The following is a 25,873-nucleotide window of genomic DNA, read 5'->3' as shown; positions in this document are numbered from 1 at the left end:
CCATGTTATTAGAAATTTCTATAAAAAATTTTGCCATTATAGAGGAAGTATCCCTTCATTTTGATCAAGGAATGACGATCCTAACAGGAGAAACTGGCGCAGGAAAGTCCATCATCATTGATGCTATGAACATGATGCTAGGTAGTCGAGCTACGACAGATGTTATTCGACATGGGGCTTCCAAAGCTGAGATTGAGGGACTTTTTTCTTTGGAAAATAGTAGATCTCTTAAACCCATCTTTGAGGAACAGGGACTGGAGCTGACGGATGAATTAATTATTCGCCGAGAAATCCTACAAAATGGACGAAGTGTCAGTCGTGTCAATGGCCAGCTGGTCAACCTTTCTGTTTTAAAAGCGATCGGACAGCATTTGGTCGATATTCATGGACAACATGACCAAGAAGAGCTGATGAGACCCCAACTACATATAGCCATGCTAGATGAATTTGGAGATCAAGAGTTCCTGACTTTGAAAGATCGTTATTATGAAACTTTTGATCGCTACCGAGGTCTACGCAAACAGGTGCTAACTCTCCAAAAAAATCAGCAGGAACATAAGGCTAGAATTGAGATGCTGGAGTTTCAGATAGCGGAGATTGAGAGTGCAGATCTTAAAAGTGGTGAAGATTTGACTCTCCATCAGGAACGTGAGCGCTTGCTGAATCACAAGAAAATTGCTGATACTTTAACAAATGCTTATGCTATGCTGGACAACGAAGACTTTTCTAGTCTGTCTAATGTACGATCAGCAATGAATGATTTGGAGTCTATAGAAGAGTACGATCCTAGCTACAAAGAATTATCTTCGAACCTCTCTGAATCATATTATGTTTTAGAAGATGTAACCAAACGTTTGGAAGATATTATAGATGGTCTAGATTTTGATGGGAATCGCCTCATGCAGATTGAGGCTCGACTTGACTTGATTAATAGTATCGCTCGCAAATATGGCGGTAATGTGAATGATGTTTTAGAATATTTCGCTCAAATTTCTAAAGAATATCAATTACTAACAGGTAATCATTCGTCTTCAGAAGATTTAGAAGTAGAGCTTAAAGCTTTGGAAAAGACTTTAGTCGAGTTAGCTGGGCAACTTAGTCAGGCAAGACATCTTTTGGCTAAACAGTTAGAATCAGAGATTAAGCAAGAATTACAGGAACTCTATATGGAAAAAGCCAATTTTCAGGTGCAGTTTACCAAGAGTAAGTTTAATCGAGAAGGCAATGAACAGGTTGAATTTTATATTTCGACCAATCCAGGAGAAGATTTCAAACCATTAATTAAGGTGGCATCAGGAGGAGAGTTATCTCGTCTGATGTTGGCAATTAAATCTGCTTTTTCGCGTAAAGAAGGAAAAACAAGCATTGTTTTTGATGAAGTAGACACCGGAGTATCCGGTCGAGTAGCGCAGGCGATTGCACAAAAGATCCATAAGATTGGAAGTAATGGTCAAGTTTTGGCAATTTCTCATTTGCCACAAGTCATTGCAATTGCGGATTACCAATTCTTTATTGAAAAGATTTCTGATGAGCGCTCTACTGTTTCAAAAGTTCGACTTTTGAATATGGATGAGAGAGTAGAAGAAATTGCCAAGATGTTGGCTGGTGAAAATGTGACGGATGCTGCTTTGACTCAAGCACGAGAATTGTTAAGAAAGTAAGTTTATCTGATTTTGTTTCTGGGAGGACGACGTGATGGCCGAATACTTTGTAATTGGAGATGTTCATGGAAAAGCGGGTATGCTTGAAGAGCTGCTGCATCATTGGGACGGACAAGCGAAATTAATATTTTTAGGAGATCTCATCGATCGAGGTGAAAATAGCCGAGCGGTCTTAGAAATGGTCCAAAATTTGGTGGAAAAGAAAGGGGCAGTTTGCCTATCTGGAAATCATGAGTATATGTTTTTAACCTGGCTGGACAATCCCGAGAAATCTTATGATCACTATCGCCGAAATGGTGGAGATACGACAATCAACTCGATATTAGGTAGACCGTTAGATACTCCTGTTGACAGTGTTCTAGACGCACAGGCTATTTTAGATGTTGCTCCAGATCTCGTGACTTTCATTCGGAACATGCCTTTTGTTGTAGAGACTGAACAATATATCTTTGTGCATGCAGGGGTTGATTTAGACTTAGAAGATTGGCATGATACATCAGACTATCAGAAAGTATGGATTCGAAGCCCGTTTCATGAAGGACAAAATCATACAGGAAAAACGATTGTTTTTGGGCACACCCCAACCTTTCATCTGTTTTCTGAAAAACCAGGAACAACCAAGCTTTGGCAAACGGATGATAGAAAAATAGGTATGGATGGTGGTGCTGTTTATGGTGGTGTCTTGCATGGGCTAGTGTTAGATGATTCTGGGATAACAGAGCACTTTTATGTCCCAAATGACGGTTTGGTAGCAGAAGATTAGTCTTTCCATAAATAAAATTTTTTTGATATAATAAAAATAAATGAATTAAAGTAGGAAAAAAATGGCAAAAATTAAAATTGTAACAGACTCTTCCGTCACGATTGAACCAGAATTAGTGAATGCTTTAGATATTACAATTGTTCCATTATCTGTTATGGTGGATGGGGTGCTCTATTCTGATGCTGATCTAAAAGAGGGTGAATTTTTACGATTAATGAAAGAAAGTACAAATTTGCCTAAGACTAGTCAGCCACCTGTCGGTGTTTTTGCAGAGGTATTTGAAGAGCTTTCGGAGTCGGCAGATTATATTGTAGCAATTCATATGTCGCACGCTTTGTCAGGTACGATTGAAGCGGCACGTCAAGGAGCGACTCTAGCCAATGCAAATGTTACAGTTATTGATAGCTCTTTTACGGATCAAGCACTCAAGTTTCAGGTAGTTGAAGCAGCTAAGTTGGCTAAAGAAGGAGCAGAGCTTGAGGAAATTCTAAAAAAAATAGAAGAAGTTCGAGAAAAAACAGAACTCTATATAGGTGTGTCTACTCTTGAAAACTTAGTAAAAGGCGGACGAATTGGTCGAGTGACTGGTCTGATCAGCTCATTGTTAAATATTCGTGTTGTCATGCAAATGGACAATCATCAGCTACAACCGATTGCAAAAGGTCGTGGGGATAAAACTTTTAAAAAATGGCTAGTAGAACTAGAAGAAAAGTTAAAAACGGCTAAGGTCGCAGAAATTGGTATCTCTTATGCTGGTACAGCCTCATTTGCAAATGAAATAAAAGAAAGATTGCAAGTCTTTGTTGAAAAACCGATTTCTGTCTTAGAAACAGGCTCTATCATTCAAACTCATACAGGTGAAAATGCCTGGGCAATTTTAATTCGATATAACTAACTAAAAAAATCAAGCTATAAAAATATTAAAAACGCAGTTTTAGGCTTGACCTAAAAGCATTTTTAAGTTATCATAGTACTGTTAGGGTATTTATTACCCGATAAAATTTTTGGAGGATTTGTTAAATGGCTAACAAACAAGATTTGATCGCAAAAGTAGCAGCAGCTACAGAATTGACTAAAAAAGATTCAGCAGCAGCTGTAGATGCAGTATTTGCAGCAGTAACTGAATACCTTTCAAAAGGTGAAAAAGTTCAATTGATCGGTTTTGGTAACTTTGAAGTTCGTGAGCGTGCAGCACGTAAAGGTCGCAACCCACAAACTGGTAAAGAAATCAAAATCGCAGCTTCTAAAGTTCCAGCTTTCAAAGCAGGTAAAGCTCTTAAAGAAGCGGTTAAATAATTGCAAAACAAAAAGCCTATTGTATCAACGCTTCGGCGTTGTACAATAGGCTTTTTTGTGTCTAAGGGGGCAAGGAAGGGGCAAGTGCTCTAATAATCCTCCAGGGCGTCAATAATTTGTTTTCTCATCTTATCCGTTACATGCGTATAAATGAGTGTCGTTGTCTTAGCGTCAGAATGCCCCACACGCTCCATAATGGCTTTTAGTGGTACATTCTTCTCAGCTAGTCTGCTAATCAGCGTATGGCGGAAGATATGGCTGCTTAGAGTCTTGTTTATGGGACTGACCAATCTCTCGTTAGCTCGTTTAATGGCCAAGTTGAAAGAGTTAATCTGTATAGGCACACCGTTCTTAGTCGTGAAGATATATCCCATATCCTGATAGTTTGGATTAGTGGTTTGCTCTAACTCGTTTAGGCTTTCCAATTCTTGCATGATTTCTATTTCTCGCGCTGTCATATCTGTTGTTCGATATCCCGCTACCGTTTTAGGGCTTGTTTTCACTCCATTCCTATAGCCGTTTGTTCTGTCCATCGTTCCGACTAGTTGCAGTTTTCTAGTGTTGTAATCTCTATTTTCGCGCTTGATGGCTATCACTTCGCCGATACGTCCACCGTTTATGCTCATAAATTCAGCGAGTAATCCTACTCTGTAGGTATTTGGTCGTCTGTAAAGCTCTTTTAGCAAGGGTTTAATCTCGTATTCTTCAAGATATTTCTGAGTGACTTTCTGCCAGTCATCCAGAGTTTTTTTATTTTTAGGGAGCTTTGCCCGCCGGGAAGGATTGTCAGAAATAATATTTTTTTCTACCGCATAATCAAAAGCGAGATTAAGCATTGATTTATGCCGTTCTTTTTTACTGCGAGTTCCTTCTAGATTATCCAGATATCGCTGGACGTAAAGCGGGTCAACCTTATTAATCTTGATATTCACTCCGAAAGTGTTTCGTATATCGCGTATATTGCCCTCTAACGACGCTATAGAAGAGTTTTTCAGTCCTTGCCGATAAAATCCCCACCAATCGTTAAAGAGGTCTGTAAAAAATATATCAGAGCTTTTAAGTTAGATAATTTATTTTCTATTTTCTCATCCAGTAGTTTCTGAGCTTCCTTTTTGGCTCGACTGGATCCGCTGTCTAAAGTGACCGAGACTCTGCGCCATTTTTCAGTGTAAGGGTCTTTGTATCTTTCAAAAAATTTATATTTCCCGTTCGGTAATTCTTCAATCCACATTGTATTTTCTCCTCATTTTTGGTAAAATGAGTACAAGAAAACGACCCATTGAATGGTTGTTTCCTATACATGATTTCCTCGCACTCGGACTCGCCAAAGTTGAGAGTGTGAGGATTTTTTGTTACGATAATTTCTTGATTACTTCTAAAATCTCATTGGCATAATTTGCGACTTCGAGAGGAGTAGATACCGGGAAGATACCTTTATCACGGATTTCGATAGTGCTTCTCTTTGAATTTGAACGATAACGCAATACCCATTTTTTGATATTGTCGTCAACCAAAACATTGAAATAGCTTCGGTTATCTCTATAAAATACACGTTCTGGAGATACTACATCCTTAACAAGCATTTTAACAACGGTATAAACTTCTAATTCAGCAGGAGTTGTGATGATTTCGTCAGTTGCTTCAACAATTTCTTCTGGTTCTGTTTCAACTTTTGGAATGTCGGTTGTTACTTTTGTTTCAACACTTGTATTAAGCGCTGCACTTAATTTTTCATTAACTCTTTCTGTGATAAATTGACTAAATCCTTTCACAATGATGGGAGAAAATGTCGTCAAAATGTTTTGAGTTACACGGCCTTCATAGATTTCTGATGTTAGATATCTGAGGAAACTATCTGATGGATTAGTTATATTTTCGGCTAGAAACGCTTTAAGACTGTTGAGATATTTCAATTCAGAAGCAGATGAAACAATATTATCAATATCAAAATTCTCTTTGTAAAATTTGATAATCTCAGTAAATTGGTTTTCTTTGATATCAGTCACATCAATTGTTAAGAATGGAGTTGTGTCCATTTTATTTGGTTCATCTAAATCAGTAAAGAATTTATATTCTCTACCATTTGTCAAGATACCGAATTTTGATTTAGTAGTTACGAAATATCTGAATAGTTGAGAGTCGTGCTTGGTAAGGTTTTCTGTGATCGATTTACATTCAACTAGAATTTGCGGTTCACCATCCAAAATGATTGCATAGTCGACTTTTTCGCCCTTTTTAATGCCTACATCAGCAGTAAATTCTGGGACAAATTCAAGTGGGTTGAAGATATCATATCCAAGCGCTTGGAAGAATGGCATGATGAAGGCATTCTTTGTTTGTTCTTCATTTGTAATGCTTTGGCTGAGTTCTGCTACACGTTTGCCGACTTGTTTTAAATCGGCTTTTACTTTATCAATTTCCATATTGATACTCCTTTTTTAATTTACTAATGCTGCATATTCCTCTTTTACCATGATTTCATTTGTCACGGTTTTGAGGTTGTATTTCTCCATAAAATGGAGATAGTTAAAATTAGCGGTGTCATCCATCGTTTCGAGTTCTTCTTTTAGCAGGTAGTGGATCATGTTTCTATCTGCTTGGAGTTCGTATTCTTCTCGTCTGCGTTTGTATTGGTCTGGGTTGTGGTATTTGTGTCCTATCTCATGATAGATAACTTTCTTTTTCTCGATTTCATCTAGGTAGGTGTCTACCGCTATGAGATTGTGGGGTTGGTTGTATAGCCCTTTGTTGTAGGCATCTCTGCCATCAAAATAAACAAGATCAATACCTTGTTCAAAGCAGACCTGCTCGGGTGTTATCATAGGCAAGTATTACTTTCTATTTCTCATACGTGCTTCTAGTAGCGAGGAGATGAGATCTATATCCTCGTCATTGAGTTCGTGCCCATCGTAAAAGAAGCTTTCTGATGCATCTTTTTTTAGATCTATTTCTGTTTTGACGACTTTCTCCCCAATGATAGCAGGATTATCCGTCCGTCCAAGCAGATAGTCGGTCGAAACATTGAAGTAGTCAGCGATTTCTTGTAATCGCTCAGAACTTACTCTTTGTCGTTTTAAGGAATAAAGTGTATTTTTGCTATATCCCAATTTTTCTTCAACTTGATTTAGAGATAAGCCCTTTTTTCGAGCCAATTCTCTAACTTTTTCAAATGTTGGAAACATTGATTAATCACCCTTTCTGAGAGATTGACAAAAAATATTTAAATTATTTATTTAAAAGCGTTGACAAAATTAGATAAATAATTTAAAATAGTTTTTGTAAGTTAATTAGTTAGTAAAAAACGAAGTTAAAACTTATCTAAAAATAAATAGCTTTGGCGAGCGAATAAGTTGATAGATATAATGTTTTATCAAGGCTTTTAATTATGCTTTCATTTTAAATTATTTATTTAAAATTGTCAAGTATTTTATAAAATAGTTTACTAGCTCTTTAACTAGTTCTTTGACAATTAAATAAAAACGTGGTAAACTTAAGGGGAAGTGAAAAGTAGTTCCAACGGAACACAAATCCCCTAGTACCACAATACTAGGGGATTTTTTTGTGGGCCGGACACTAACGTTTGTTCTTGTCCTGCTTGCTATCCAGCCAGTCGCCGATCAATTTAGTTGCTAAATTGACCATGAGCGGGGCAAAGATTAGGGTGAAAAGTAACTCCAACGAATCCACCTCCTTTCAGAGGCCGTATCGTTAGTGCCATTTTATAGTATACCACGTTTCTATTTGATTGAATAGGAACGTTTTTTTGTTTGTTAAAACTAACTCTTTAACTTATGAATTGGATAGAAAGGAGGTAAGGGGATGAAAAATAATCAAGTCAATATAGCGGATGAGTTTCAATCATTGGTTAAAAAAATCAGTCAAAAAGCCCAAGAGCTAAATGAGATAGCTCATGAGCTGGAATTATTCTGCTTTGAAGGTGAAAGTCAGGATATAAGTAGCCTAGAGTTATACGAAAAAACTCTACTGGGATATGCAGCAGAGTTGACAAGTCTTGCTAATCGGATACATCGATTACCGTTGAATCGGGATTGATACTATTTTTAATTGATTCAATCGTTTTCTTGGCTGATGACTTTAAAATATAAGTTTCGCTAGTTGCGACAACTTCGTGATTAGCACCCTTAATTACAAAGTAATATTGGTTGTTAGATGATTTGTAGATTACAAAGTACATAACTCGACCTCCTTTCTTTTGGATTTGATTAGCACATAAAAATTTTATTGGTAGTTAAAGTTGGTTTATCTGTTAATCATAATTATATTATAGCTTAAATATATTTAAATGTCAATATGTTGTGTTTTTTGAAACTTTATTTCAGACCAAAATACAATATATGGTATAAGGAGAGAAAATGTGGATAAAAATTGAAAAATTAATGAAAAGTAGAAATTTAACAATGTATGCTTTATCAAAAAAAGCAGGTATTAACCAAAGTACATAAGAGAGTGGAAACGACGGGATATTATCCATCATTCAATTTTGATGCATGAGCAGGAGAGGAGGGGCAAAAAGGGGGCATAAGTTTGAAACTTTTGTATTTTTATAGTAGAAATAGGTTTACTGCTTATACATCCTTATTTTTAGGCTTTTACCTCTATTTTGCCTCAATGAGCTATATCTTCCTTCCTTAAAGAGACTGAAATACGCTTTAAATTGAATATTAGAATTTTATCATATACTTAAGAGCAAGAGATGTTAGAATTAATTTCATTAATCAAGTAATGCATATAAACTGCTATTAGTTCTAAAAGAGGATGCTTTGCAAATGAAATTTCTTATTTACAATTATTCTTAATAGTCAAGATTCTTCATAAGTGTTATAATGTAGGTAGTTAGTAAGAAATAGAGAAGACAAAATTATGCTAGAATGTAACCACCATGCAGGTAAAAATAAACAGTATTATCAAGATGTGTTGAACCATTTGAAAGAAAAAGGTGTCCGCATCACAGAAACTCGAAAAGCGGTGATTGATTTTATCATTCATAGCCAGGATCATCCAAGTGCGGAGATGATTTATCAGGCACTCTTGCCAAATTTCCCCAATATGAGCTTAGCGACGGTTTACAATAATCTCAAGGTTTTGATTGATGAGGGATTTGTTTCAGAACTCAAGGTCCGCAATGACACAACGACCTATTTTGATTTTATGGGGCATCAGCACCTCAATGTCATTTGTGAAAAGTGTGGTCGTATTGCAGATATGGATATAGACCTTCCTGATGTTGGACAGGAAGCTTCTGAGCAGACAGGTTACCAGATAACAAAATCTCAGATGGTTGTCTATGGTATTTGTCCAAATTGCCAATCGTAAATAAGGATAATAAATGGTCTATTTATCTGTAGTTTTTAAAAGAGTTTACAGATTAGAACTTAATAAAAATCCATGTTTACAGCTAGCTTTTTAAGGAAAAATTTTGTAAAATATAATGGTAACTGTATGACAGTTTTCAAAAATTAAAGGAGAATCCATCTAATGGTAAAATTGGTTTTTGCTCGCCACGGTGAGTCTGAATGGAATAAAGCTAACCTTTTCACTGGTTGGGCTGATGTTGATTTGTCTGAAAAAGGGACACAACAAGCGATTGACGCTGGTAAATTGATCAAAGAAGCTGGTATCGAATTTGACCAAGCTTATACTTCAGTATTGAAACGTGCAATCAAAACAACAAACTTGGCACTGGAAGCTGCTGATCAACTTTGGGTTCCAGTTGAAAAATCATGGCGCTTGAACGAACGTCACTACGGTGGTTTGACTGGTAAGAACAAAGCGGAAGCAGCTGAGCAATTTGGTGATGAGCAAGTACATATCTGGCGTCGTTCATACGATGTATTGCCTCCTGCAATGCCACGTGATGATGAGTACTCAGCACATACTGACCGTCGTTACGCTTCACTTGATGACTCAGTTATTCCAGATGCTGAAAACTTGAAAGTAACTTTGGAACGTGCCCTTCCATTCTGGGAAGATAAAATCGCTCCAGCGCTTAAAGATGGTAAAAATGTATTCGTAGGTGCTCATGGTAACTCTATCCGTGCCCTTGTGAAACACATCAAACAACTTTCTGACGATGAAATCATGGATGTGGAAATTCCAAACTTCCCACCATTGGTATTTGAATTCGACGAAAAATTGAACGTAGTAAAAGAGTACTACCTTGGTAAATAATCAGAGAAAGAGAGTGGGACAGAAATCGGTAATTTGTTAGAATTCGATTTCGTCGTCCCACCTCCGCATAGTTGAGTAGGGCTGTAAAAGCTGATGTAATCAGCGTATTAGAGTCCACTCAACCACTGCGTCATGCTCGACAATCCAAAGACAATTGAGAGGCTAGGACTTTTGTCCCAGCCTCTTTTGATTTATTTGATATAATAGATAGTATATTTGAGATAGGCGCAATTCGATAGAATGATGACAGAAAGGATTCATGTGAGAAAATCATTTTATAGTTGGCTCATGATTGAGCGAAACCCAAAGAGTAATACACCAAAAGCCATTTTAGCTGATCTAGCTTTTCAGGACACAGCTTTTCCAAAGCACACGGATGATTTTGATGAGGTCAGCCGTTTCTTGGAAGAGCATGCTGATTTTTCTTTTAATCTAGGCGATTTTGATGCCATTTGGGAAGAATACCAAGATCATTAGAAAGGCAAGAATAGTATTTTTTTAGTTGCTTTGCTATAATATAAAAAACGGTAAGAGAGGTTTTTTGTTTGCAAGAACATTCAGTAGAAATTAAATTGACTCATCCAGATGATTCGTTTCATCTTTTTGGTTCGAATGAACGACACTTGCGTCTGATGGAGCAGGAATTAAAGGTGACGATTCATGCTCGTACTGAAATTGTGCAGATTTTAGGAGAAGAGACTGCCTGTGAAGAGACTCGACAGGTCATTCAGGCTCTTTTGATCTTGGTCAATCGTGGTATGACCATCAGTACGCCTGATGTAGTGACAGCGATTACCATGGTCAAAAATAATGAGATTGATAAGTTTGTAGCTCTTTACGAAGAAGAGATTATCAAGGACAGCTATGGCAAGCCAATTCGGGTCAAGACACTCGGTCAGAAAATCTATGTGGATAGTGTTAAAAATCACGATATTGTCTTTGGTATCGGGCCGGCTGGTACAGGGAAGACCTTTCTGGCGGTGACCTTAGCGGTGACAGCTCTCAAGCGAGGTCAGGTCAAACGAATTATCCTGACACGCCCAGCAGTGGAAGCTGGTGAGAGTTTGGGCTTTCTGCCTGGTGACCTTAAGGAAAAGGTAGATCCTTATCTTCGTCCAGTTTATGATGCTTTGTACCAGATTTTGGGGAAGGATCAGACAACGCGTCTCATGGAGCGAGAAATCATTGAGATTGCTCCTCTAGCTTATATGCGGGGACGGACGCTGGATGATGCCTTTGTGATTCTAGATGAGGCACAAAATACTACTATCATGCAGATGAAGATGTTTCTGACGCGGCTGGGCTTCCAGTCCAAGATGATTGTCAATGGAGACATCAGTCAGATTGACCTGCCTCGCAATGTTAAGTCGGGCCTCATTGATGCTCAGGAGAAATTGAAGAATATCTCCCAGATTGACTTTGTGCATTTCTCAGCTAAGGATGTCGTTCGCCATCCAGTTGTGGCGGAGATTATCAGGGCTTATGAAACAAGCCCTGTAAAAGTAGCATCTGTGCACTCTGAAGAAGCTGAGTGATAAAAAGAGTATAAAACAAATCTGCATTTTTTTATAGGATTTTTGAGAGAAATACTACAGGGAGACTTTAATGGAAAATATCTATGTCAGATTAGCTCGTCATACTAAAATAGAAACCGAGCGACTTATTTTACGTCCGGTAACTCTGGATGATGCGCCAGCAATGTATGAGTATGCTTCAGACAAGGAAAATACTCGTTATACTTTTGCGACCAATACCAGCTTAGAAGAAACCCGTAATAATATTGCGCAGTTTTACTTGGCTAGTCCTTTGGGCCGTTGGGGAATCGAATTGAAAGATAGTGGAAGATTCATAGGGACCATTGACCTCCATAAACTTAACTTGGATATGAAAACAGGAGCAATTGGTTATATCATCCATAAGGCTTACTGGAATAAAGGGTATACGACAGAAGCAACTCGTGCTGTGATAAGGCTGGCTTTTGAAGAAATCGGAATGAATAAACTAGTAGCAGTCCATGATAAAGATAATCCGGCCTCTGGCTGTGTGATGCAAAAATCCGGAATGGTTTTTTCTCACGAGGAACCTTATGCAAGCTTGGACAAACATGAAAAAGGCCGCCTAGTGACGCGAGTATACTATGGTCTTACCAAAGAGCAATATTTTGCGGATAAATGAGTTTGCAAGTATTGACAAGCACCTATCTGCATGGTATAGTAGATAGGTACGCTGATTTAGCTCAGTTGGCAGAGCGCATCCATGGTAAGGATGAGGTCGCCGGTTCGATCCCGGCAATTAGCATAAATCCATAATTAAGAGGCTGGGACAAAGGTCCTAGCCTCTTAATTGTCTTTGGATTGTCGAGCAAGACGCAGTGGTTGAGTGGGCTCTATTACGCTGATTCCATCAGCTTTTACAGCCCTACTCAACTGTGCGGAGGTGGGACGACGAAATCGAATTCTAACGAATTACCGATTTCTGTCCCACTCTCTTTTGTTATGAATTCACCTAAATATGTTCCTAAATTTTTGGGAAATATTTCTGATGGACTTATACTTTTTTACTACTCTACCAGATAGGGAGAGAAACCATATGTAGTCACTGGAAGCGAAATGTTTTACTAAAAATCATCGATTTATTAGTAGAAGAAATCCTTGGTAGTGCTGAAATGAAAGTTTTGTGAAGCTAGATGCTATTTCTTAAAAAATGAGTTAGATTTAATATGAGATTTAAAATGCCAAAGATGGGATTAGTAAACTAGTATTCTTTTATATCAGTAGCTAAGGGAAACTAGCTGCTCTGCTATTTTGAAAAATGAAAATTCTGAGCTATTATCTGGCCTTGATTATGATATAATAAGAGTGATATAAGTAAAGTAGGTGTAGTATGTATATTGAAATGGTAGATGAAACGGGTCAGGTCTCAGAAGAGATTCTCAAGCAGACTCAGGAAATTTTGGAATTTGCAGCTCAGAAGACGGGCAAGGAAAAGAAGGAAATGGCTGTGACTTTTGTGACCAATGAGCGTAGCCATGAACTCAACTTGGAATATAGAGATACCGATCGGCCGACGGATGTGATCAGCTTAGAGTATAAACCAGAGCTGGACATTGCGGTTGATGAAGAGGATTTGCTAAAGAATCCTGAGTTGGCTGAGATGCTGGAGGATTTTGACGCTTATATCGGTGAGCTATTTATTTCGGTGGATAAAGCGCGTGAGCAGGCTGAAGAGTATGGTCACAGCTTTGAGAGGGAAATGGGATTTTTGGCAGTGCATGGATTTCTGCACATTAATGGCTATGATCACTATACGCCAGAAGAAGAGGCAGAAATGTTTGGTTTACAGGAAGAAATTTTAACGGCTTATGGACTCACAAGACAATAATCAACGTAAATGGAAAAACCGTGATCTAGTATCTAGTTTGGAATTTGCTCTAACTGGAATTTTCACAGCAATCAAAGAAGAGCGTAATATGCAAAAGCACGCACTCTCTGCGCTTCTTGTTGTTATTGCTGGATTTGTTTTTCAGGTTTCAGCAGTAGAGTGGCTGTTTTTACTGCTAAGTGTTTTTTTGGTCGTTTCGTTTGAGATTATCAATTCTGCTATTGAAAATGTGGTGGATTTGGCTAGTGACTATCACTTCTCTATGTTGGCCAAGAACGCAAAAGACATGGCTGCTGGCGCTGTTTTGGTGATTTCTGGTTTTGCAGTTATCACGGGACTAATCATTTTTGTTCCTAAGATTTGGGACTGGATTTTTTAAAGATTTGAAAATCGGGGGAGACTGCCGATTTTCAAATCTTTTATATGAAATTAATAGAGGTAAAATAATGACATTTAAATCAGGCTTTGTAGCTATTTTGGGACGCCCTAATGTTGGGAAATCAACCTTTTTGAATCATGTTATGGGACAAAAGATTGCCATCATGAGTGATAAGGCTCAGACTACTCGCAATAAGATTATGGGGATTTATACGACAGATAAGGAGCAGATTGTATTTATCGATACGCCGGGAATCCATAAGCCCAAGACTGCTCTGGGAGATTTTATGGTAGAAGCAGCCTACAGCACCCTGCGTGAGGTGGATACCGTTCTCTTTATGGTGCCGGCTGATGAGCCACGTGGTAAGGGAGATGACATGATTATCGAGCGCCTGAGAGCGGCTAAGGTACCCGTTATTTTGGTGGTAAATAAGATTGATAAAGTCCATCCAGATCAACTCTTAGCACAAATTGATGATTTCCGTCAGCAGATGGACTTCAAAGAAATTGTGCCGATTTCAGCCCTGCAGGGCAATAATGTTTCTCATCTGGTTGACATCCTTAGTGAGAATCTGGAGGAAGGCTTCCAGTATTTCCCAGAAGACCAGATTACTGACCACCCAGAGCGCTTTCTTGTGTCAGAGATGATTCGGGAGAAGGTTTTGATGCTAACGAGAGAGGAAATTCCTCACTCTGTTGCTGTTGTTGTTGACAGTATGAAGCGAGACGAGGAGACAGACAAGGTTCATATCCGAGCGACTATCATGGTGGAGCGTGACAGCCAAAAAGGGATTATCATCGGTAAAGGCGGATCCATGCTGAAGAAAATCGGATCCATGGCTCGGCGCGATATTGAGCTCATGCTAGGGGACAAGATCTTCCTAGAAACCTGGGTCAAGGTCAAGAAAAACTGGCGGGACAAGAAGCTGGACTTGGCGGATTTTGGTTATAATGAGAAGGAATATTAAAATAGCTGGAACTTTTATTTTTGATGGTTGTTTGAATCGTAGATAGGAAGATGGAATGAATCAAGACTATATTTCCTATATTCGCTCCAAGGTGGGGCATGATAAGGTTATTCTGAATTTTGCTGGTGGGATTCTGGCAGACGAGGAAGGTCGTGTGCTTCTGCAGTTGCGAGGCGATAAGAAAACATGGGCGATTCCTGGTGGAGTTATGGAGCTCGGGGAGTCTTCTCTGCAAGCAGCCGTGCGTGAATTTTACGAAGAGACGGGCATTGCTGTTGAAGCCAAGCGCTTGCTGAATGTTTATACGAATTTTAATGAATCCTATCCTAATGGTGACAAAGTGCAGACGGTTGTCTTTCTGTATAAATTGCAGGCGCTGGAGAATGTTGATATTTCCAATTTTCACAATGAGGAAACACTGCGTTTAGGCTTTTTTTCTAAAGAAGAAATAGCAGAGCTGGAAAATGTATCGGATAAACACCGCCTGATGCTGGATGAGTATTTCTCGGATAGCTTTGCTATGGGGCATTGAGATAAGAAAGAATAAGAAGGGAGCTTTATGCCTGAATTACCTGAAGTGGAAACGGTTAGGCGTGGTTTGGAGCGTCTGGTTGTTGGGAAGACGATTGAGCAGGTGCGGGTTCGCTATGCCAAGATGATTGGCACGGGAGTGGATGGCTTCATTCATGATTTACCAGGTCAGACCATTGAAAAGATCGGTCGTCGGGGCAAATATTTGCTCTTTTACCTGACAGGCGGGGTGCTGGTTTCCCATCTGCGAATGGAAGGCAAGTATCTTTTTTATGCTGATGCGGTGCCTGAGCGTAAGCATGCTCATGTCTTTTTCCAGATGACAGATGGTGGGACGCTTGTTTATGAGGATGTCCGAAAGTTTGGGACTATGGAGCTGTTGAGAAAGGATCAGCTAGAGGCTTATTTCGCTGCCAGAAAGCTTGGTCCTGAGCCGACAGAGGCGGACTTTCTTTTGTCGCCTTTTGTAGCAGCTTTGTGTTGCTCCAAGAAGCCCATCAAACCCTATTTGCTGGAGCAGACCTTGGTCGTTGGTCTGGGCAATATCTATGTAGATGAGGCACTTTGGAGGGCGCGGATTCATCCAGCAAGGCCAGCAGCTAGTCTGAAGCCTGCTGAAGTCAAGCTGTTGCGTGAGCAGATTATAGAAGTTTTGCAACTTGGGATCGAAAAGAGGGGATCGACCATTCGGACCTACCGCAATGCTTTGGGTGAAGATGGCACGATGCAGGATTTTCTGCAGGTCTATGGAAAGACTGGACAACCCTGTGCTAGATGTGGCAGCCCGATTGAAAAAATAAAACTGGGCGGTCGAGGTACACATCTCTGTCCTCATTGCCAGAAAGCGAGGTAGCTGTCATGGCAAGAATTATTGGTATCACTGGCGGCATTGCCTCGGGTAAGTCAACAGTGACAGAGTTTTTGAGGCAGCAAGGCTATCAGGTCATTGATGCGGATCAGGTAGTGCATGAGCTGCAAGAGCCTGGTGGTAGCCTCTATCAAGCTCTTCTATCTGCTTTGGGATCAGCTATCTTACAGGAAAATGGCCACTTGGATCGGCCCAAGCTAGGAGCTATGATTTTTGGGAATCCCGAACTCTTGGCACAGTCCAGTCAAATCCAAAATCAGATAATCCGAGAGGAACTGGCTGACAGACGAGATTTGCTGGCAGAGACGGAAGATATCTTTTTCATGGATATTCCTCTCTTATTTGAGCTGAGTTATGAGAACTGGTTTGACCAGATTTGGCTGGTGGATGTGACGGAAGAAACTCAGCTCAGTCGCCTGATGTCTCGAAATGCTCTTAGTCAGGAAGAAGCAGAAAAACGCATAGCAGCTCAGCTATCTCTCAAAGAAAAACGAAAAAGAGCGGATGTGCTGATAGATAATAATGGCTCGCTTGAGGAAACTCGACAGCAGATTCGCGATGCTTTGCAGAAATTAGAAAGAGGATGATTGTATAACAAGTCAAATCAATTGGAAGCATAATTTATGGATTGCTTGGCTGGGCAACTTTTTTGTAGGTGCAAGTCTTTCTTTGGTCATTCCTTTTATGTCCTTATTTGTAGAAGAATTGGGTGTGAAAGGACACATGGTTGATTTATATGCAGGTATTGCTGTATCTAGTTCAGCTATGACAGCTGCCTTTCTCTCGCCAGTTTGGGGAAGTTTAGCAGATAAGTATGGACGAAAACCAATGATGATCCGAGCTGCTTTAGCCATGACTTTTACTATGGGAGGGATGGCCTTTGTGCCAAATATTTTTTGGCTTATTGCTTTACGTCTTTTAAATGGTGTATTTTCGGGCTATGTCCCAAATAGTACAGCATTAATTGCCAGTCAAGCGCCGAAGAAATACTCCGGCTATGCCTTGGGTACATTATCAACGGGAGTGGTAGCAGGAACTTTAATGGGGCCTCTGCTTGGAGGAGTTATTGCACAAACATTAGGGATGCGGGATGTCTTTTTATTAGTTGGTTTCTTTCTTGCGCTTGTTACTTTGTTGACGATCTTTGGAGTCAGAGAGGATTTTCAACCGATGAGCAAAGAAAAACAGTTAGGCACCAAAGAACTGTTAGCCAAAATTCCACAAAAATCAATCTTGTTTGGCTTATTTTTAACAAGTATGGTTATTCAGATGGTAGCGCAATCCATTGCTCCTATACTGACGCTTTATATTAGATCCATGGGACAAAGTGAGAACTTAATGTTTATATCAGGCTTAATCGTCTCAGCTATGGGGATTTCAAGTATTCTAGCTTCTAGTCATTTAGGAAAACTGGGCGATAAAATGGGAAACCATCGTTTATTACTCATGGCTCTTTTATATAGCTTTGTCATTTACTTTCTCTGTGCTTGGGCAAGAACACCGATAGAATTAGGGATTCTACGTTTTTTATTTGGTTTGGGAACAGGCGCTTTATTGCCAGGAGTTAGCTCATTACTCAACAAAATTACTCCCAAAGAAGGTATTTCACGGATATTTAGCTATAATCAGACCTTCTTTTATATCGGTGGGGTTGTAGGACCGTTGATGGGGTCTACCATTGCAGTTAGTCTGGGGTATCATTGGGTTTTCTATACAACTGCAGCTATGGTTTTATTAGATTTTTTTGTTATGTTCATTTGTTTTAGAAAATATTTAGGAGTGAAAGAAATCAGTGCGCGTTAAAGTAAATCTCAAATGCTCTTCTTGTGGAAGCCAGAACTATCTTACTAGCAAGAACAGTAAAAATCATCCAGAAAAAATTGAAGTGTTGAAATACTGCCCTAAGGAAAGAAAAGTAACTCTACACCTTGAATCTAAGTAGATTTTATGGTAAAATAGATAGGATTTTAAGGAGTTTGTATTTATGTATAATCTATTATTAACAGTTCTATTAATTTTGTCAGTCATTATTGTCATTGCTATTTTTATGCAACCAACTAAAAACCAATCAAGTAATGTGTTTGATAGTAGTGCCGGGGATTTGTTTGAACGATCTAAGGCGCGTGGTTTTGAGGCTGTTATGCAGAATTTGACGGGTGTTCTCATCTTTTTCTGGTTAGCGATTGCCTTAGCTTTGACAATCTTATCTAGTAGATAAAATGGGCTCTGACATTGTCTCGGCCTATTTTTTAAAATTAAAAATAGATTATTCATAAAATTAATAACAAAAGAAATGGAATATGAAAACAGAAATTATTAATTATTTAAAAGAAAAAGAACAGGCTAGCGTTGATGAGCTGGCGGTTGCTTTTGGAAAAGAGTCCTCCAAGGACTTTAGTAGCTTGGTTAAGACCATCTCCCAGATGGAAAGAAAGCATCAGATTCGCTTTGATGACAAGGGGCGGATTGAGCTTTATGAGAAGAAAAAGCAGGAGCGTTTGACGCTCAAGGGGATTTTTCATGCCCACAAGAATGGCTTTGGCTTTGTCACTCTTAATGAGGAAGAGGATGACCTCTTTGTCGGCCGCAATGATGTCAATCATGCCATTGATGGAGATACAGTGGAAGTAGTCATTACCAAGGTGGCAGACCGTATAAAGGGAACATCAGCTGAGGCTAAGATTATCGATATTTTGGAGCACAGCCTGACGTCAGCAGTTGGCCAATTGGTTCTGGACGAGGAAAAGCCTAAGTACGCGGGCTATATCCGCTCGAAAAACCAGAAAATCAGCCAGCCTATTTATGTTAAAAAACCAGCCTTAGTTCTGGATGGTACAGAGGTACTCAAGGTTGCGATTGACAAATATCCTACCAAGAAGCACGATTTCTTCGTGGCGAGTCTGGTCGATGTGGTCGGTCATGTCAACGATCCAGGTATTGATGTACTGGAAGTGCTGGAGTCGATGGATATTGTCTCCGACTTTCCAGAAAAGGTCTTGGAAGAAGCCGAGCGAGTTCCAGATGCACCGACTGAGCGTGATTTGGCAGGGCGTTTGGATCTGCGGGAGGAAATTACTTTCACCATCGATGGGGCGGATGCAAAGGACTTGGACGATGCCGTCCATATCAAGCGCCTGAAAAATGGGAACTTTGAGCTAGGCGTCCATATCGCAGATGTGTCCTACTATGTCAAAGAAGGCTCTGAGCTGGACAAGGAAGCCCTCAATCGAGCGACTTCAGTCTATGTGACCGACCGTGTGGTGCCTATGCTGCCAGAGCGTCTGTCAAACGGTATCTGCTCTCTCAATCCCAATGTAGATCGGCTGACCCAGTCGGCGATCATGGAGATAGATGCCAAGGGGCGTGTGGTCAAGCATAGCATTACCCAGACAGTTATCAAGACGACCTTTCGCATGACTTATAGTGATGTCAACGACATCATCGCAGGAGATCAGGAAAAAGCTGAGCAGTTCAAGGCTATTGTACCTAGCATTGACAGCATGGTTAGACTTCACGAGATACTGGAAAGCATGCGCTTTAAACGAGGAGCGCTTAACTTTGACACCAATGAAGCCAAAATCATGGTCAACAAGGAAGGACGCCCAGTGGATATTGTTTTGCGTCAGCGTGGGATTGCCGAGCGCATGATTGAGTCCTTTATGTTGGTGGCCAATGAGACGGTGGCTGAGCATTTTGCTAAGCTAAATCTGCCCTTCATCTATCGGATCCACGAGGAGCCTAAGGCGGAGAAGGTGCAGAAGTTTATCGACTACGCCTCTAGCTTTGGGATTCGGATATACGGGACGGCTAGCTCTATGAGTCAGCAGGCTTTACAGGAGATTATGGAGGCGGTCAAGGATCAGCCTTATGAGGATGTTCTATCCATGATGCTTCTGCGCTCCATGCAACAGGCTCGCTACTCTGAGCACAATCACGGCCACTATGGTCTGGCAGCGGAGTTTTATACGCATTTCACCAGTCCGATTCGCCGCTATCCGGACCTTCTGGTTCACCGGATGGTGAGGGACTATGGCAAATCTAAAGAAATAGCAGAGCATTTTGAGCAAGTGATTCCAGAGATTGCCAGTCAGTCTTCCAGCCGAGAGCGTCGGGCTATCGAGGCAGAGCGTGAAGTCGAAGCCATGAAGAAGGCTGAGTACATGGAAGAATTTGTTGGAGAAGAGTTTAACGGCGTGGTCTCAAGCGTGGTAAAGTTTGGACTCTTTGTCGAGCTGCCCAATACGGTCGAAGGCTTGATTCATGTCACCAACCTGCCAGAGTTTTACAGCTACAATGAGCGGACGATGACTCTGCAAGGAGAAAAGTCCGGCGTGGTCTTTAAGGTCGGTCAGCAAATTCGCATCAAGCTGGTCCGAGCGGATAAGGCTACGGGCGAGATTGAATTTGAATATCTGCCTAGTGAATTTGACCTGATAGAAAAGGCTAGCAAGAATGGCAGAGGTAAGTCAGACAGAAAGAGATGCCGTGAAGATGACAAGCGCAGCCATTCTTCCAAAGAAAAAGGCTACAGAGATAAGAAAGATAAGAAGTCCAAGAAAGAAAAGAGCCAGAAGGCATTTTACAAGGAACTAGTCAAGAAAGGAGCCAAGCATGGCAAAGGGAGAAGGAAAAGTCGTCGCGCAAAATAAGAAGGCCAGACACGACTATACCATCGTAGATACCATTGAGGCTGGCATGGTGCTGACAGGGACGGAAATCAAGAGCGTCCGTGCTGCTCGCATCAATCTCAAAGACGGCTTTGCTCAGATTAAGAACGGCGAGGCCTGGCTCAGCAATGTCCATATCGCGCCTTATGAAGAGGGCAATATCTGGAACCAAGAGCCTGAGCGACGCAGAAAGCTCTTGCTACATAAGAAGCAGATCCAAAAGCTGGAGCAGGAGACCAAGGGAACTGGTATGACGCTGGTGCCTCTCAAGGTCTATCTCAAGGATGGCTATGCCAAGCTCCTCCTGGGCTTAGCCAAAGGAAAGCACGACTATGACAAACGCGAGTCCATCAAACGCCGCGAGCAAAACCGTGACATTGCAAGACAGATGAAGAACTTTAATACAAGATGAAGAGGCTGGGACAAAAGTCCTAGCCTCTCAATTGTCTTTGGATTGTCGAGCAAGACGCAGTGGTTGAGTGGGCTCTACTACGCTGATTTCATCAGCTTTTACAGCCCTACTCAACTGTGCGGAGGTGGGACGACGAAATCGAATTCTAACGAATTACCGATTTCTGTCCCACTCTCTTTTCTTTATTTGCTTTAGCTAAATCACACATAATTTAACTTTTAAATCAAAATAAGGTAGAAAAAACAAACATTTGCACCCAAAGCTTTGTAACCGCTTGCAAATATATTTTAAAGTAGTATACTTAAGGTGGAATGTTTTGGTATTACAGTTTATACTACTTAGACTGGGAGTTGATTCCAGCCCCGTATATAGTCAAAAGGAGATAGACTATGAAAAAAATATTGCTCAAACTAATGTTTCTTGTGATGTTAGTTGCTCTTTTGCCCGTTCATGTGGCACAAGCTTGTTCTGCTTTTATTGTTGGTAAGGATTTAACAGCAGATGGATCGACATTATTCGGTCGGACAGAAGACTATCCTTATGCTCCTGATGGTGGCCGGCACAATCAAAACTATGTTGTTGTGCCAGCAAAGACTTATAAAGATGGTGATAAGATAGAAGATGAGTCAAATGGCTTTACTTATCCGCATTTGGCGAACGAAATGAAATATACTGCTGTTTATGACTCTGATCGTGGTAATGGAAGTAATGGTAACTTCGCTGCACATGGCTTTAACGAAGTTGGCGTATCCATGACAGCAACCGTATCAGCAACGCCAAATGATAAAGTCTTAAAAGCAGACCCACTTGTAAAAGATGGCCTTCCAGAAGCGTCATTAGTTGACCTTGCTTTACCTCGGGCAAAAACAGCGCGCGAAGTTATCGAAACAGTTGCCAAAGTCTTAGACGAAAAAGGTTCTGCTGAAGGAAATATCATCGTTGCTGCTGATAAGAACGAACTGTGGTACATGGAAATCTTGTCTGGTCATCAATATGTAGCCATCAAATTCCCAAGTAATAAATATGCTGTCTTTGCAAATACTTACTATCTTGGTCATGTAAATCTGAATGACAAAGAAAATGTTATCGCTTCTAAAGACGTGGAATCTGTTGCTAAGAAAGCTGATAACTATAAGACTGATAAAGATGGCAACTTCTTGATTGCTAAATCTTATGGACCAGATAAATATATGGAACGTAATCGTTCACGGACATATGCTGGTATCAAATGGATGGATCCGCAAGCTAAGGTGAATTATGATGATGAATCTTTTGATCTCCTGCGTGAACCGACTGATCCTAATAAGAAATACACTGTTCATGATGTCATCGGTGAACAAAGAAATCGCTTTGAACACTTGCCAGAATACAAAGCAGATGACTTAGTTGAAGTTGGTAAGAAGAAAGACGAAAAGGTTTATAAATACGCTTTAGGTAACGAAAACGTTATTGATGCCCATGTGTATCAAATCAAGCCGAACTTACCAACTGCCTTTGGTGGTGTCATGTGGCTTGGTCTGGCTCAAAGCCGCAATACTCCATATGTGCCGTTTTACGGTAATGTAGAAAATACTTATGAAGCCTTCCAAAATCGTTCAACTAAATACGACGGTAAATCTTGGTACTGGTCAGTATGGCATATTGACCAAATGGTTATGAAATATCCAGAAATCTTTGGAAACAGTATCCAAGAAAAATGGAAAGCAAAAGAAGCCGAATGGGATAAAGAACAGGTAGAGCGTGATGCAAAATATGCAGGCTACACAGATGAACAAGCTAAAGCTGCTGGTCCAGAAGTAACAAAAGAAGCCTTGGAACGTTCAGAAAAAGTTTTCAAAGAAATCAAAGCAATCGAAGCTGAGATGGAAGAAAAGATTAAGAAAGAAAAAGGCGAAGATGCTGACCTTGTTTACACTGGTTATAATAAAGCTAATCTCTTAGCAGATGCAGAAAAGAAAAATTCAGAAAACAAGGATAGCAAAGAAACCAAGAAAGAAAATACTGAAGCAAAGAAAGCAAACTCTAATCAAACCGTATGGTATCTTGTAGGAGGAATTGTTGTATTAGTGTTGATCTATCTTGGCTTTAAACAAGTTCGTCCTAAGGGTGAAGAATAACATGGTTTAGCCGCCAAGAAGAGAGTGGGACAGAAATCGGTAATTCATTAGAATTCGATTTCGCCGTCCCACCTCCGCACAGTTGAGTAGGGCTGTAAAAGCTGATGAAATCAGCGTAGTAGAGCCCACTCAACCACTGCGTCTTGCTCGACGATCCAAAGACAATTGAGAGGCTAGGACTTTTGTCCCAGCCTCTTTTCTTTTATAATTTTATAAATAGATATTTAGTTCATAGACTATATAAATTTTTCCTTGTCAAGAAATGTATTTTTCGATATGATAAAAGTGACAATTCGATTACTAGAGGAGAAATTCATGAAACAAGATTTAGTCATGTATAAACGCATGCCCATCTGGACGGTTGATACGATGCCAGAGGCTGTTCAGAGAAAGCACAACACAAAAGTGGGTACTTGGGGGAAGATTACGGTTCTGACAGGGGAACTGAAGTTTATCGAAATGACTGAAGATGGAGAAGAAGTAGCTGAGCATATTTTTAAAGCTGGTCAGGATAATCCTTTTGCGCAGCCACAAGCTTGGCATCGTGTTGAAGCCTTAACGGATGACCTTGAATGGTATTTAGAATTTTATTGCCAGCCTAAGGATTACTATGCGAAAAAATATGGATTAACCCCCGTACATTCAGAAGTATTGGAAGCTTCAGACATTGTAAAGCCAGGAAAAGCTCTTGATTTGGGATGTGGTCAAGGACGAAATGCTCTCTTTTTAGATCAGTTAGGCTTTGATGTGACGGCGGTGGACATCAATCCTTTATCTTTAGAGACTCTAGCTTCCATCATAGAAGCTGAAGATTTAAATATCTTGTCTGGTAGTTATGACATTAACTCTGCCAACCTGACTCAAACATATGATTTTATCGTATCGACTGTCGTTTTTATGTTTTTAAATCGTGAGCAGGTGCCTGCTATCATTCAAAATATGCAGGAACAGACGAATCAAGGTGGTTACAACCTTATAGTTTGTGCGATGGATACGGAGAGCCATCCGTGTTCTATGCCTTTCTCTTTTACGTTTAAAGAAGGAGAATTGCGCAACTATTATAAAGACTGGGAGCTCATTAAATATAATGAGAATCTCGGTAAGCTTCATAAGGTCGATGAAAATGGTCATCGTATTGAACTTCAATTTTCGACGATGCTCGCTCGGAAAAAATAAGAAAAAACCAAGGAAGAGTGAAACTCAATAATTCCTTGGCTTTTCTTATTCTTAGAGCATTTACTTCTTCCAATAGTCATGGTTGTAAGTTCTTAAAATCATATCAGTGATTTCTTCGGGCTCTTCCTTTGCACCTCCAGCTATCCAGAGGGAAATAACTCCCTCGATGCTGGATAGGAAGATTTCCAAAGCGTATTTCTGAGGAATGTGAAAGTTCTCCTCCAAAAAATGCTGAGTAGCAGCCTTTTGCTTATCACTCAGGATGATACTGGTTATGTACTCCCGGATAGCCTCCCGAAAGTCAATATAATGGCTTTTGGTCAGGGCGTTGATCAGACGTTCATTAGCGCGCAGTATATGAAATTTTGCTGTCATTAACTTTTGGGGAGATTCTCTTTCCTCTTCAAAAAAAAACTATTAAGTTGGGAAACAATATCTCTTTTGATGCTGTTAATCATCTGGAACTTGTCTTCGTAGTGGAGATAGAAGGTGCCTCGGTTGATTCCAGCCCGCTTGCAGAGCTTGCTGATGGAGATGTTCTCGAATTTTTCTTCTGAAAGCAGCTGAATCAAGGCTTCCTTGATATCTTCCTTAGTGCTAGTTTTTCGTTTCTGGATCATTTTTTCTTCCCTTTTTGATTAAATCAACACTTTGTTGATTTTTGATTATTGCTTTTTATCTAAGCTCATTATATAATATCTGTGATTTAGAATCAACACCTTGTCGATTTAAGGAGATGAGGTTTGAAAAGGAGAGAAGCGATATGGCTTATATTGAAATGAAACATAGCTTTAAACGTTATCAGATGGGGGATACGGAAATAATCGCCAATCACGATATTTCTTTTGAGATTGAAAAGGGGGAACTAGTCATTACCCTGGGTGCTTCTGGTGCCGGTAAGTCTACAGTGCTCAATATCCTTGGCGGTATGGATACCAATGATGAAGGAGACATCCTGATAGACGGCCAGAATATTGCTGACTACAATTCCCACCAGCTGACGGACTATCGCCGCAATGACGTGGGCTTTGTCTTTCAGTTTTACAATCTGGTGCCCAACCTGACGGCCAAGGAAAATGTGGAATTAGCTTCTGAAATTGTCAAGGACGCTCAAGATCCAGTGGACGCTCTGACCGCTGTTGGTCTAGAAAAGCGCCTCAATAACTTTCCTGCTCAGCTATCAGGAGGAGAACAGCAGCGGGTGTCCATCGCTCGGGCGGTGGCAAAGAATCCCAAGATTTTGCTCTGCGATGAACCGACGGGAGCTCTGGACTACAATACCGGTAAGCAAGTGCTGCAAATCTTACAGGACATGTCCCGCAATCAAGGGGCGACGGTGATTATCGTGACCCACAATGCTGCCTTGGCTCCCATTGCTGACCGGGTTATCCGCATGCACGATGCGAGAGTCAAAAGTGTTACGGTCAATGAAGAGCCTCAGGATATAAGTACATTGGAGTATTGAT

28 protein-coding genes, 1 tRNA gene and 2 pseudogenes are annotated in these 25,873 nt (G+C 40.3%); 25 read left to right on the top strand and 6 right to left on the bottom strand.

Features of this window, described 5'->3' with window-relative positions; genetic code table 11:
* Window positions 1-2: 2 nt before the first annotated feature.
* The 4 genes from recN to HMPREF9182_RS02965 all read left to right on the top strand — a co-directional run bounded on the left by recN (window position 3) and on the right by HMPREF9182_RS02965 (window position 3,720).
* Complete coding sequence (gene recN, locus HMPREF9182_RS02980) at window positions 3-1,661, top strand: DNA repair protein RecN (RefSeq protein ID WP_009755008.1); 1,659 nt, start codon at window positions 3-5, stop codon at window positions 1,659-1,661.
* Between the two features lie 34 nt (window positions 1,662-1,695).
* Window positions 1,696-2,424, top strand: a complete 729-nt coding sequence (locus HMPREF9182_RS02975) for a metallophosphoesterase family protein (RefSeq protein WP_009443549.1) — start codon at window positions 1,696-1,698, stop codon at window positions 2,422-2,424.
* 61 nt (window positions 2,425-2,485) lie between these two features.
* Entirely contained in the window at window positions 2,486-3,319 is an 834-nt protein-coding gene (locus tag HMPREF9182_RS02970; RefSeq protein WP_009754534.1) for a DegV family protein, read from the top strand.
* A gap of 125 nt (window positions 3,320-3,444) precedes the next feature.
* Complete coding sequence (locus HMPREF9182_RS02965; RefSeq protein ID WP_009443764.1) at window positions 3,445-3,720, top strand: HU family DNA-binding protein; 276 nt, start codon at window positions 3,445-3,447, stop codon at window positions 3,718-3,720.
* Between the two features lie 89 nt (window positions 3,721-3,809).
* Here HMPREF9182_RS02965 and HMPREF9182_RS02960 read toward each other — a convergent pair.
* The 4 genes and pseudogenes from HMPREF9182_RS02960 to HMPREF9182_RS02945 all read right to left on the bottom strand — a co-directional run bounded on the left by HMPREF9182_RS02960 (window position 3,810) and on the right by HMPREF9182_RS02945 (window position 6,902).
* Window positions 3,810-4,951 (bottom strand): annotated as a pseudogene (locus HMPREF9182_RS02960) (tyrosine-type recombinase/integrase).
* Window positions 4,952-5,072: 121 nt separating this feature from the next.
* A complete protein-coding gene (locus HMPREF9182_RS02955; RefSeq protein WP_009443514.1) occupies window positions 5,073-6,143 on the bottom strand; it encodes a type I restriction endonuclease in 1,071 nt (356 codons plus the stop codon).
* Window positions 6,144-6,158: 15 nt separating this feature from the next.
* On the bottom strand, window positions 6,159-6,542 hold the full coding sequence (locus tag HMPREF9182_RS02950) for an ImmA/IrrE family metallo-endopeptidase (protein WP_009754298.1): 384 nt from the start codon (window positions 6,540-6,542) through the stop codon (window positions 6,159-6,161).
* A gap of 9 nt (window positions 6,543-6,551) precedes the next feature.
* Complete coding sequence (locus HMPREF9182_RS02945; RefSeq protein ID WP_009443703.1) at window positions 6,552-6,902, bottom strand: helix-turn-helix domain-containing protein; 351 nt, start codon at window positions 6,900-6,902, stop codon at window positions 6,552-6,554.
* Window positions 6,903-7,539: 637 nt separating this feature from the next.
* Here HMPREF9182_RS02945 and HMPREF9182_RS02940 point away from each other — a divergent pair.
* Window positions 7,540-7,773: a hypothetical protein gene (locus tag HMPREF9182_RS02940; protein ID WP_009443813.1), complete on the top strand. Its 234-nt coding sequence runs from the start codon at window positions 7,540-7,542 to the stop codon at window positions 7,771-7,773.
* On the opposite strand, the gene HMPREF9182_RS09855 is transcribed toward HMPREF9182_RS02940, so the two are convergent.
* On the bottom strand, window positions 7,736-7,915 hold the full coding sequence (locus HMPREF9182_RS09855; protein ID WP_003069657.1) for a YegP family protein: 180 nt from the start codon (window positions 7,913-7,915) through the stop codon (window positions 7,736-7,738). The two genes, HMPREF9182_RS02940 and HMPREF9182_RS09855, sit on opposite strands and share 38 nt — an antisense overlap.
* A 686-nt stretch (window positions 7,916-8,601) precedes the next feature.
* Here HMPREF9182_RS09855 and HMPREF9182_RS02935 point away from each other — a divergent pair.
* The 19 genes from HMPREF9182_RS02935 to tehB all read left to right on the top strand — a co-directional run bounded on the left by HMPREF9182_RS02935 (window position 8,602) and on the right by tehB (window position 24,407).
* Window positions 8,602-9,054, top strand: a complete 453-nt coding sequence (locus HMPREF9182_RS02935; RefSeq protein WP_009443265.1) for a Fur family transcriptional regulator — start codon at window positions 8,602-8,604, stop codon at window positions 9,052-9,054.
* 162 nt (window positions 9,055-9,216) lie between these two features.
* Complete coding sequence (locus tag HMPREF9182_RS02930; RefSeq protein ID WP_002896114.1) at window positions 9,217-9,909, top strand: phosphoglycerate mutase; 693 nt, start codon at window positions 9,217-9,219, stop codon at window positions 9,907-9,909.
* A 261-nt stretch (window positions 9,910-10,170) separates the two neighbouring features.
* Window positions 10,171-10,386 carry a YozE family protein gene (locus HMPREF9182_RS02925; RefSeq protein ID WP_037602620.1) on the top strand — a complete coding sequence of 72 codons (216 nt, stop codon included), beginning with the start codon at window positions 10,171-10,173 and terminating at the stop codon, window positions 10,384-10,386.
* Window positions 10,387-10,454: 68 nt separating this feature from the next.
* Entirely contained in the window at window positions 10,455-11,444 is a 990-nt protein-coding gene (locus HMPREF9182_RS02920) for a PhoH family protein (protein WP_009443586.1), read from the top strand.
* Window positions 11,445-11,514: 70 nt separating this feature from the next.
* Window positions 11,515-12,084 (top strand): GNAT family N-acetyltransferase, encoded by a 570-nt coding sequence (locus HMPREF9182_RS02915; protein WP_009754817.1) that lies wholly within the window; start codon window positions 11,515-11,517, stop codon window positions 12,082-12,084.
* A 50-nt stretch (window positions 12,085-12,134) separates the two neighbouring features.
* Window positions 12,135-12,207: transfer RNA gene (locus HMPREF9182_RS02910), tRNA-Thr, on the top strand.
* 585 nt (window positions 12,208-12,792) lie between these two features.
* Window positions 12,793-13,290, top strand: a complete 498-nt coding sequence (gene ybeY / locus HMPREF9182_RS02905) for an rRNA maturation RNase YbeY (RefSeq protein ID WP_009754203.1) — start codon at window positions 12,793-12,795, stop codon at window positions 13,288-13,290.
* Window positions 13,271-13,669: a diacylglycerol kinase gene (gene dagK, locus HMPREF9182_RS02900; protein WP_009443801.1), complete on the top strand. Its 399-nt coding sequence runs from the start codon at window positions 13,271-13,273 to the stop codon at window positions 13,667-13,669. The genes ybeY and dagK overlap by 20 nt, the downstream gene beginning before the upstream one ends.
* Before the next feature lie 67 nt (window positions 13,670-13,736).
* Window positions 13,737-14,636, top strand: a complete 900-nt coding sequence (gene era / locus HMPREF9182_RS02895; RefSeq protein ID WP_009755031.1) for a GTPase Era — start codon at window positions 13,737-13,739, stop codon at window positions 14,634-14,636.
* A 55-nt stretch (window positions 14,637-14,691) separates the two neighbouring features.
* Window positions 14,692-15,168 (top strand): NUDIX hydrolase, encoded by a 477-nt coding sequence (locus tag HMPREF9182_RS02890; protein WP_009443289.1) that lies wholly within the window; start codon window positions 14,692-14,694, stop codon window positions 15,166-15,168.
* Between the two features lie 27 nt (window positions 15,169-15,195).
* Window positions 15,196-16,020 carry a DNA-formamidopyrimidine glycosylase gene (gene mutM, locus HMPREF9182_RS02885; protein WP_009754261.1) on the top strand — a complete coding sequence of 275 codons (825 nt, stop codon included), beginning with the start codon at window positions 15,196-15,198 and terminating at the stop codon, window positions 16,018-16,020.
* Between the two features lie 5 nt (window positions 16,021-16,025).
* On the top strand, window positions 16,026-16,622 hold the full coding sequence (gene coaE, locus HMPREF9182_RS02880) for a dephospho-CoA kinase (protein ID WP_009754957.1): 597 nt from the start codon (window positions 16,026-16,028) through the stop codon (window positions 16,620-16,622).
* A gap of 16 nt (window positions 16,623-16,638) precedes the next feature.
* Window positions 16,639-17,838: a multidrug efflux MFS transporter gene (locus HMPREF9182_RS02875; protein WP_176605755.1), complete on the top strand. Its 1,200-nt coding sequence runs from the start codon at window positions 16,639-16,641 to the stop codon at window positions 17,836-17,838.
* A complete protein-coding gene (gene rpmG / locus HMPREF9182_RS09845; RefSeq protein WP_008809064.1) occupies window positions 17,828-17,977 on the top strand; it encodes a 50S ribosomal protein L33 in 150 nt (49 codons plus the stop codon). The genes HMPREF9182_RS02875 and rpmG overlap by 11 nt, the downstream gene beginning before the upstream one ends.
* A gap of 42 nt (window positions 17,978-18,019) precedes the next feature.
* The gene (gene secG / locus HMPREF9182_RS02870; RefSeq protein WP_009443503.1) at window positions 18,020-18,253 is read left to right on the top strand and encodes a preprotein translocase subunit SecG; all 234 of its coding nucleotides are present in this window, start codon (window positions 18,020-18,022) and stop codon (window positions 18,251-18,253) included.
* Window positions 18,254-18,335: 82 nt separating this feature from the next.
* Window positions 18,336-20,684, top strand: coding sequence for a ribonuclease R (rnr, locus tag HMPREF9182_RS02865; protein WP_009754454.1), 2,349 nt, complete (start codon window positions 18,336-18,338; stop codon window positions 20,682-20,684).
* Window positions 20,647-21,114 carry an SsrA-binding protein SmpB gene (gene smpB, locus HMPREF9182_RS02860; protein WP_002894882.1) on the top strand — a complete coding sequence of 156 codons (468 nt, stop codon included), beginning with the start codon at window positions 20,647-20,649 and terminating at the stop codon, window positions 21,112-21,114. The genes rnr and smpB overlap by 38 nt, the downstream gene beginning before the upstream one ends.
* Before the next feature lie 389 nt (window positions 21,115-21,503).
* Window positions 21,504-23,231: a C69 family dipeptidase gene (locus tag HMPREF9182_RS02855; RefSeq protein ID WP_009754221.1), complete on the top strand. Its 1,728-nt coding sequence runs from the start codon at window positions 21,504-21,506 to the stop codon at window positions 23,229-23,231.
* A gap of 315 nt (window positions 23,232-23,546) precedes the next feature.
* On the top strand, window positions 23,547-24,407 hold the full coding sequence (gene tehB / locus HMPREF9182_RS02850) for an SAM-dependent methyltransferase TehB (protein ID WP_009443209.1): 861 nt from the start codon (window positions 23,547-23,549) through the stop codon (window positions 24,405-24,407).
* A 60-nt stretch (window positions 24,408-24,467) separates the two neighbouring features.
* Here the strand turns inward: tehB and HMPREF9182_RS02845 are convergent.
* Window positions 24,468-25,027 (bottom strand): annotated as a pseudogene (locus HMPREF9182_RS02845) (TetR/AcrR family transcriptional regulator).
* 143 nt (window positions 25,028-25,170) lie between these two features.
* Between HMPREF9182_RS02845 and HMPREF9182_RS02840 the strand changes: the two are divergent.
* Entirely contained in the window at window positions 25,171-25,872 is a 702-nt protein-coding gene (locus tag HMPREF9182_RS02840) for an ABC transporter ATP-binding protein (protein ID WP_009754968.1), read from the top strand.
* Window position 25,873 lies beyond the last annotated feature (1 nt).

Source organism: Streptococcus sp. oral taxon 056 str. F0418, from assembly GCF_000220065.1.
Classification (GTDB): domain Bacteria; phylum Bacillota; class Bacilli; order Lactobacillales; family Streptococcaceae; genus Streptococcus.
Note: the sequence above shows the minus strand (reverse complement) of the source record. Positions and strands in the feature narration are given on the sequence as shown.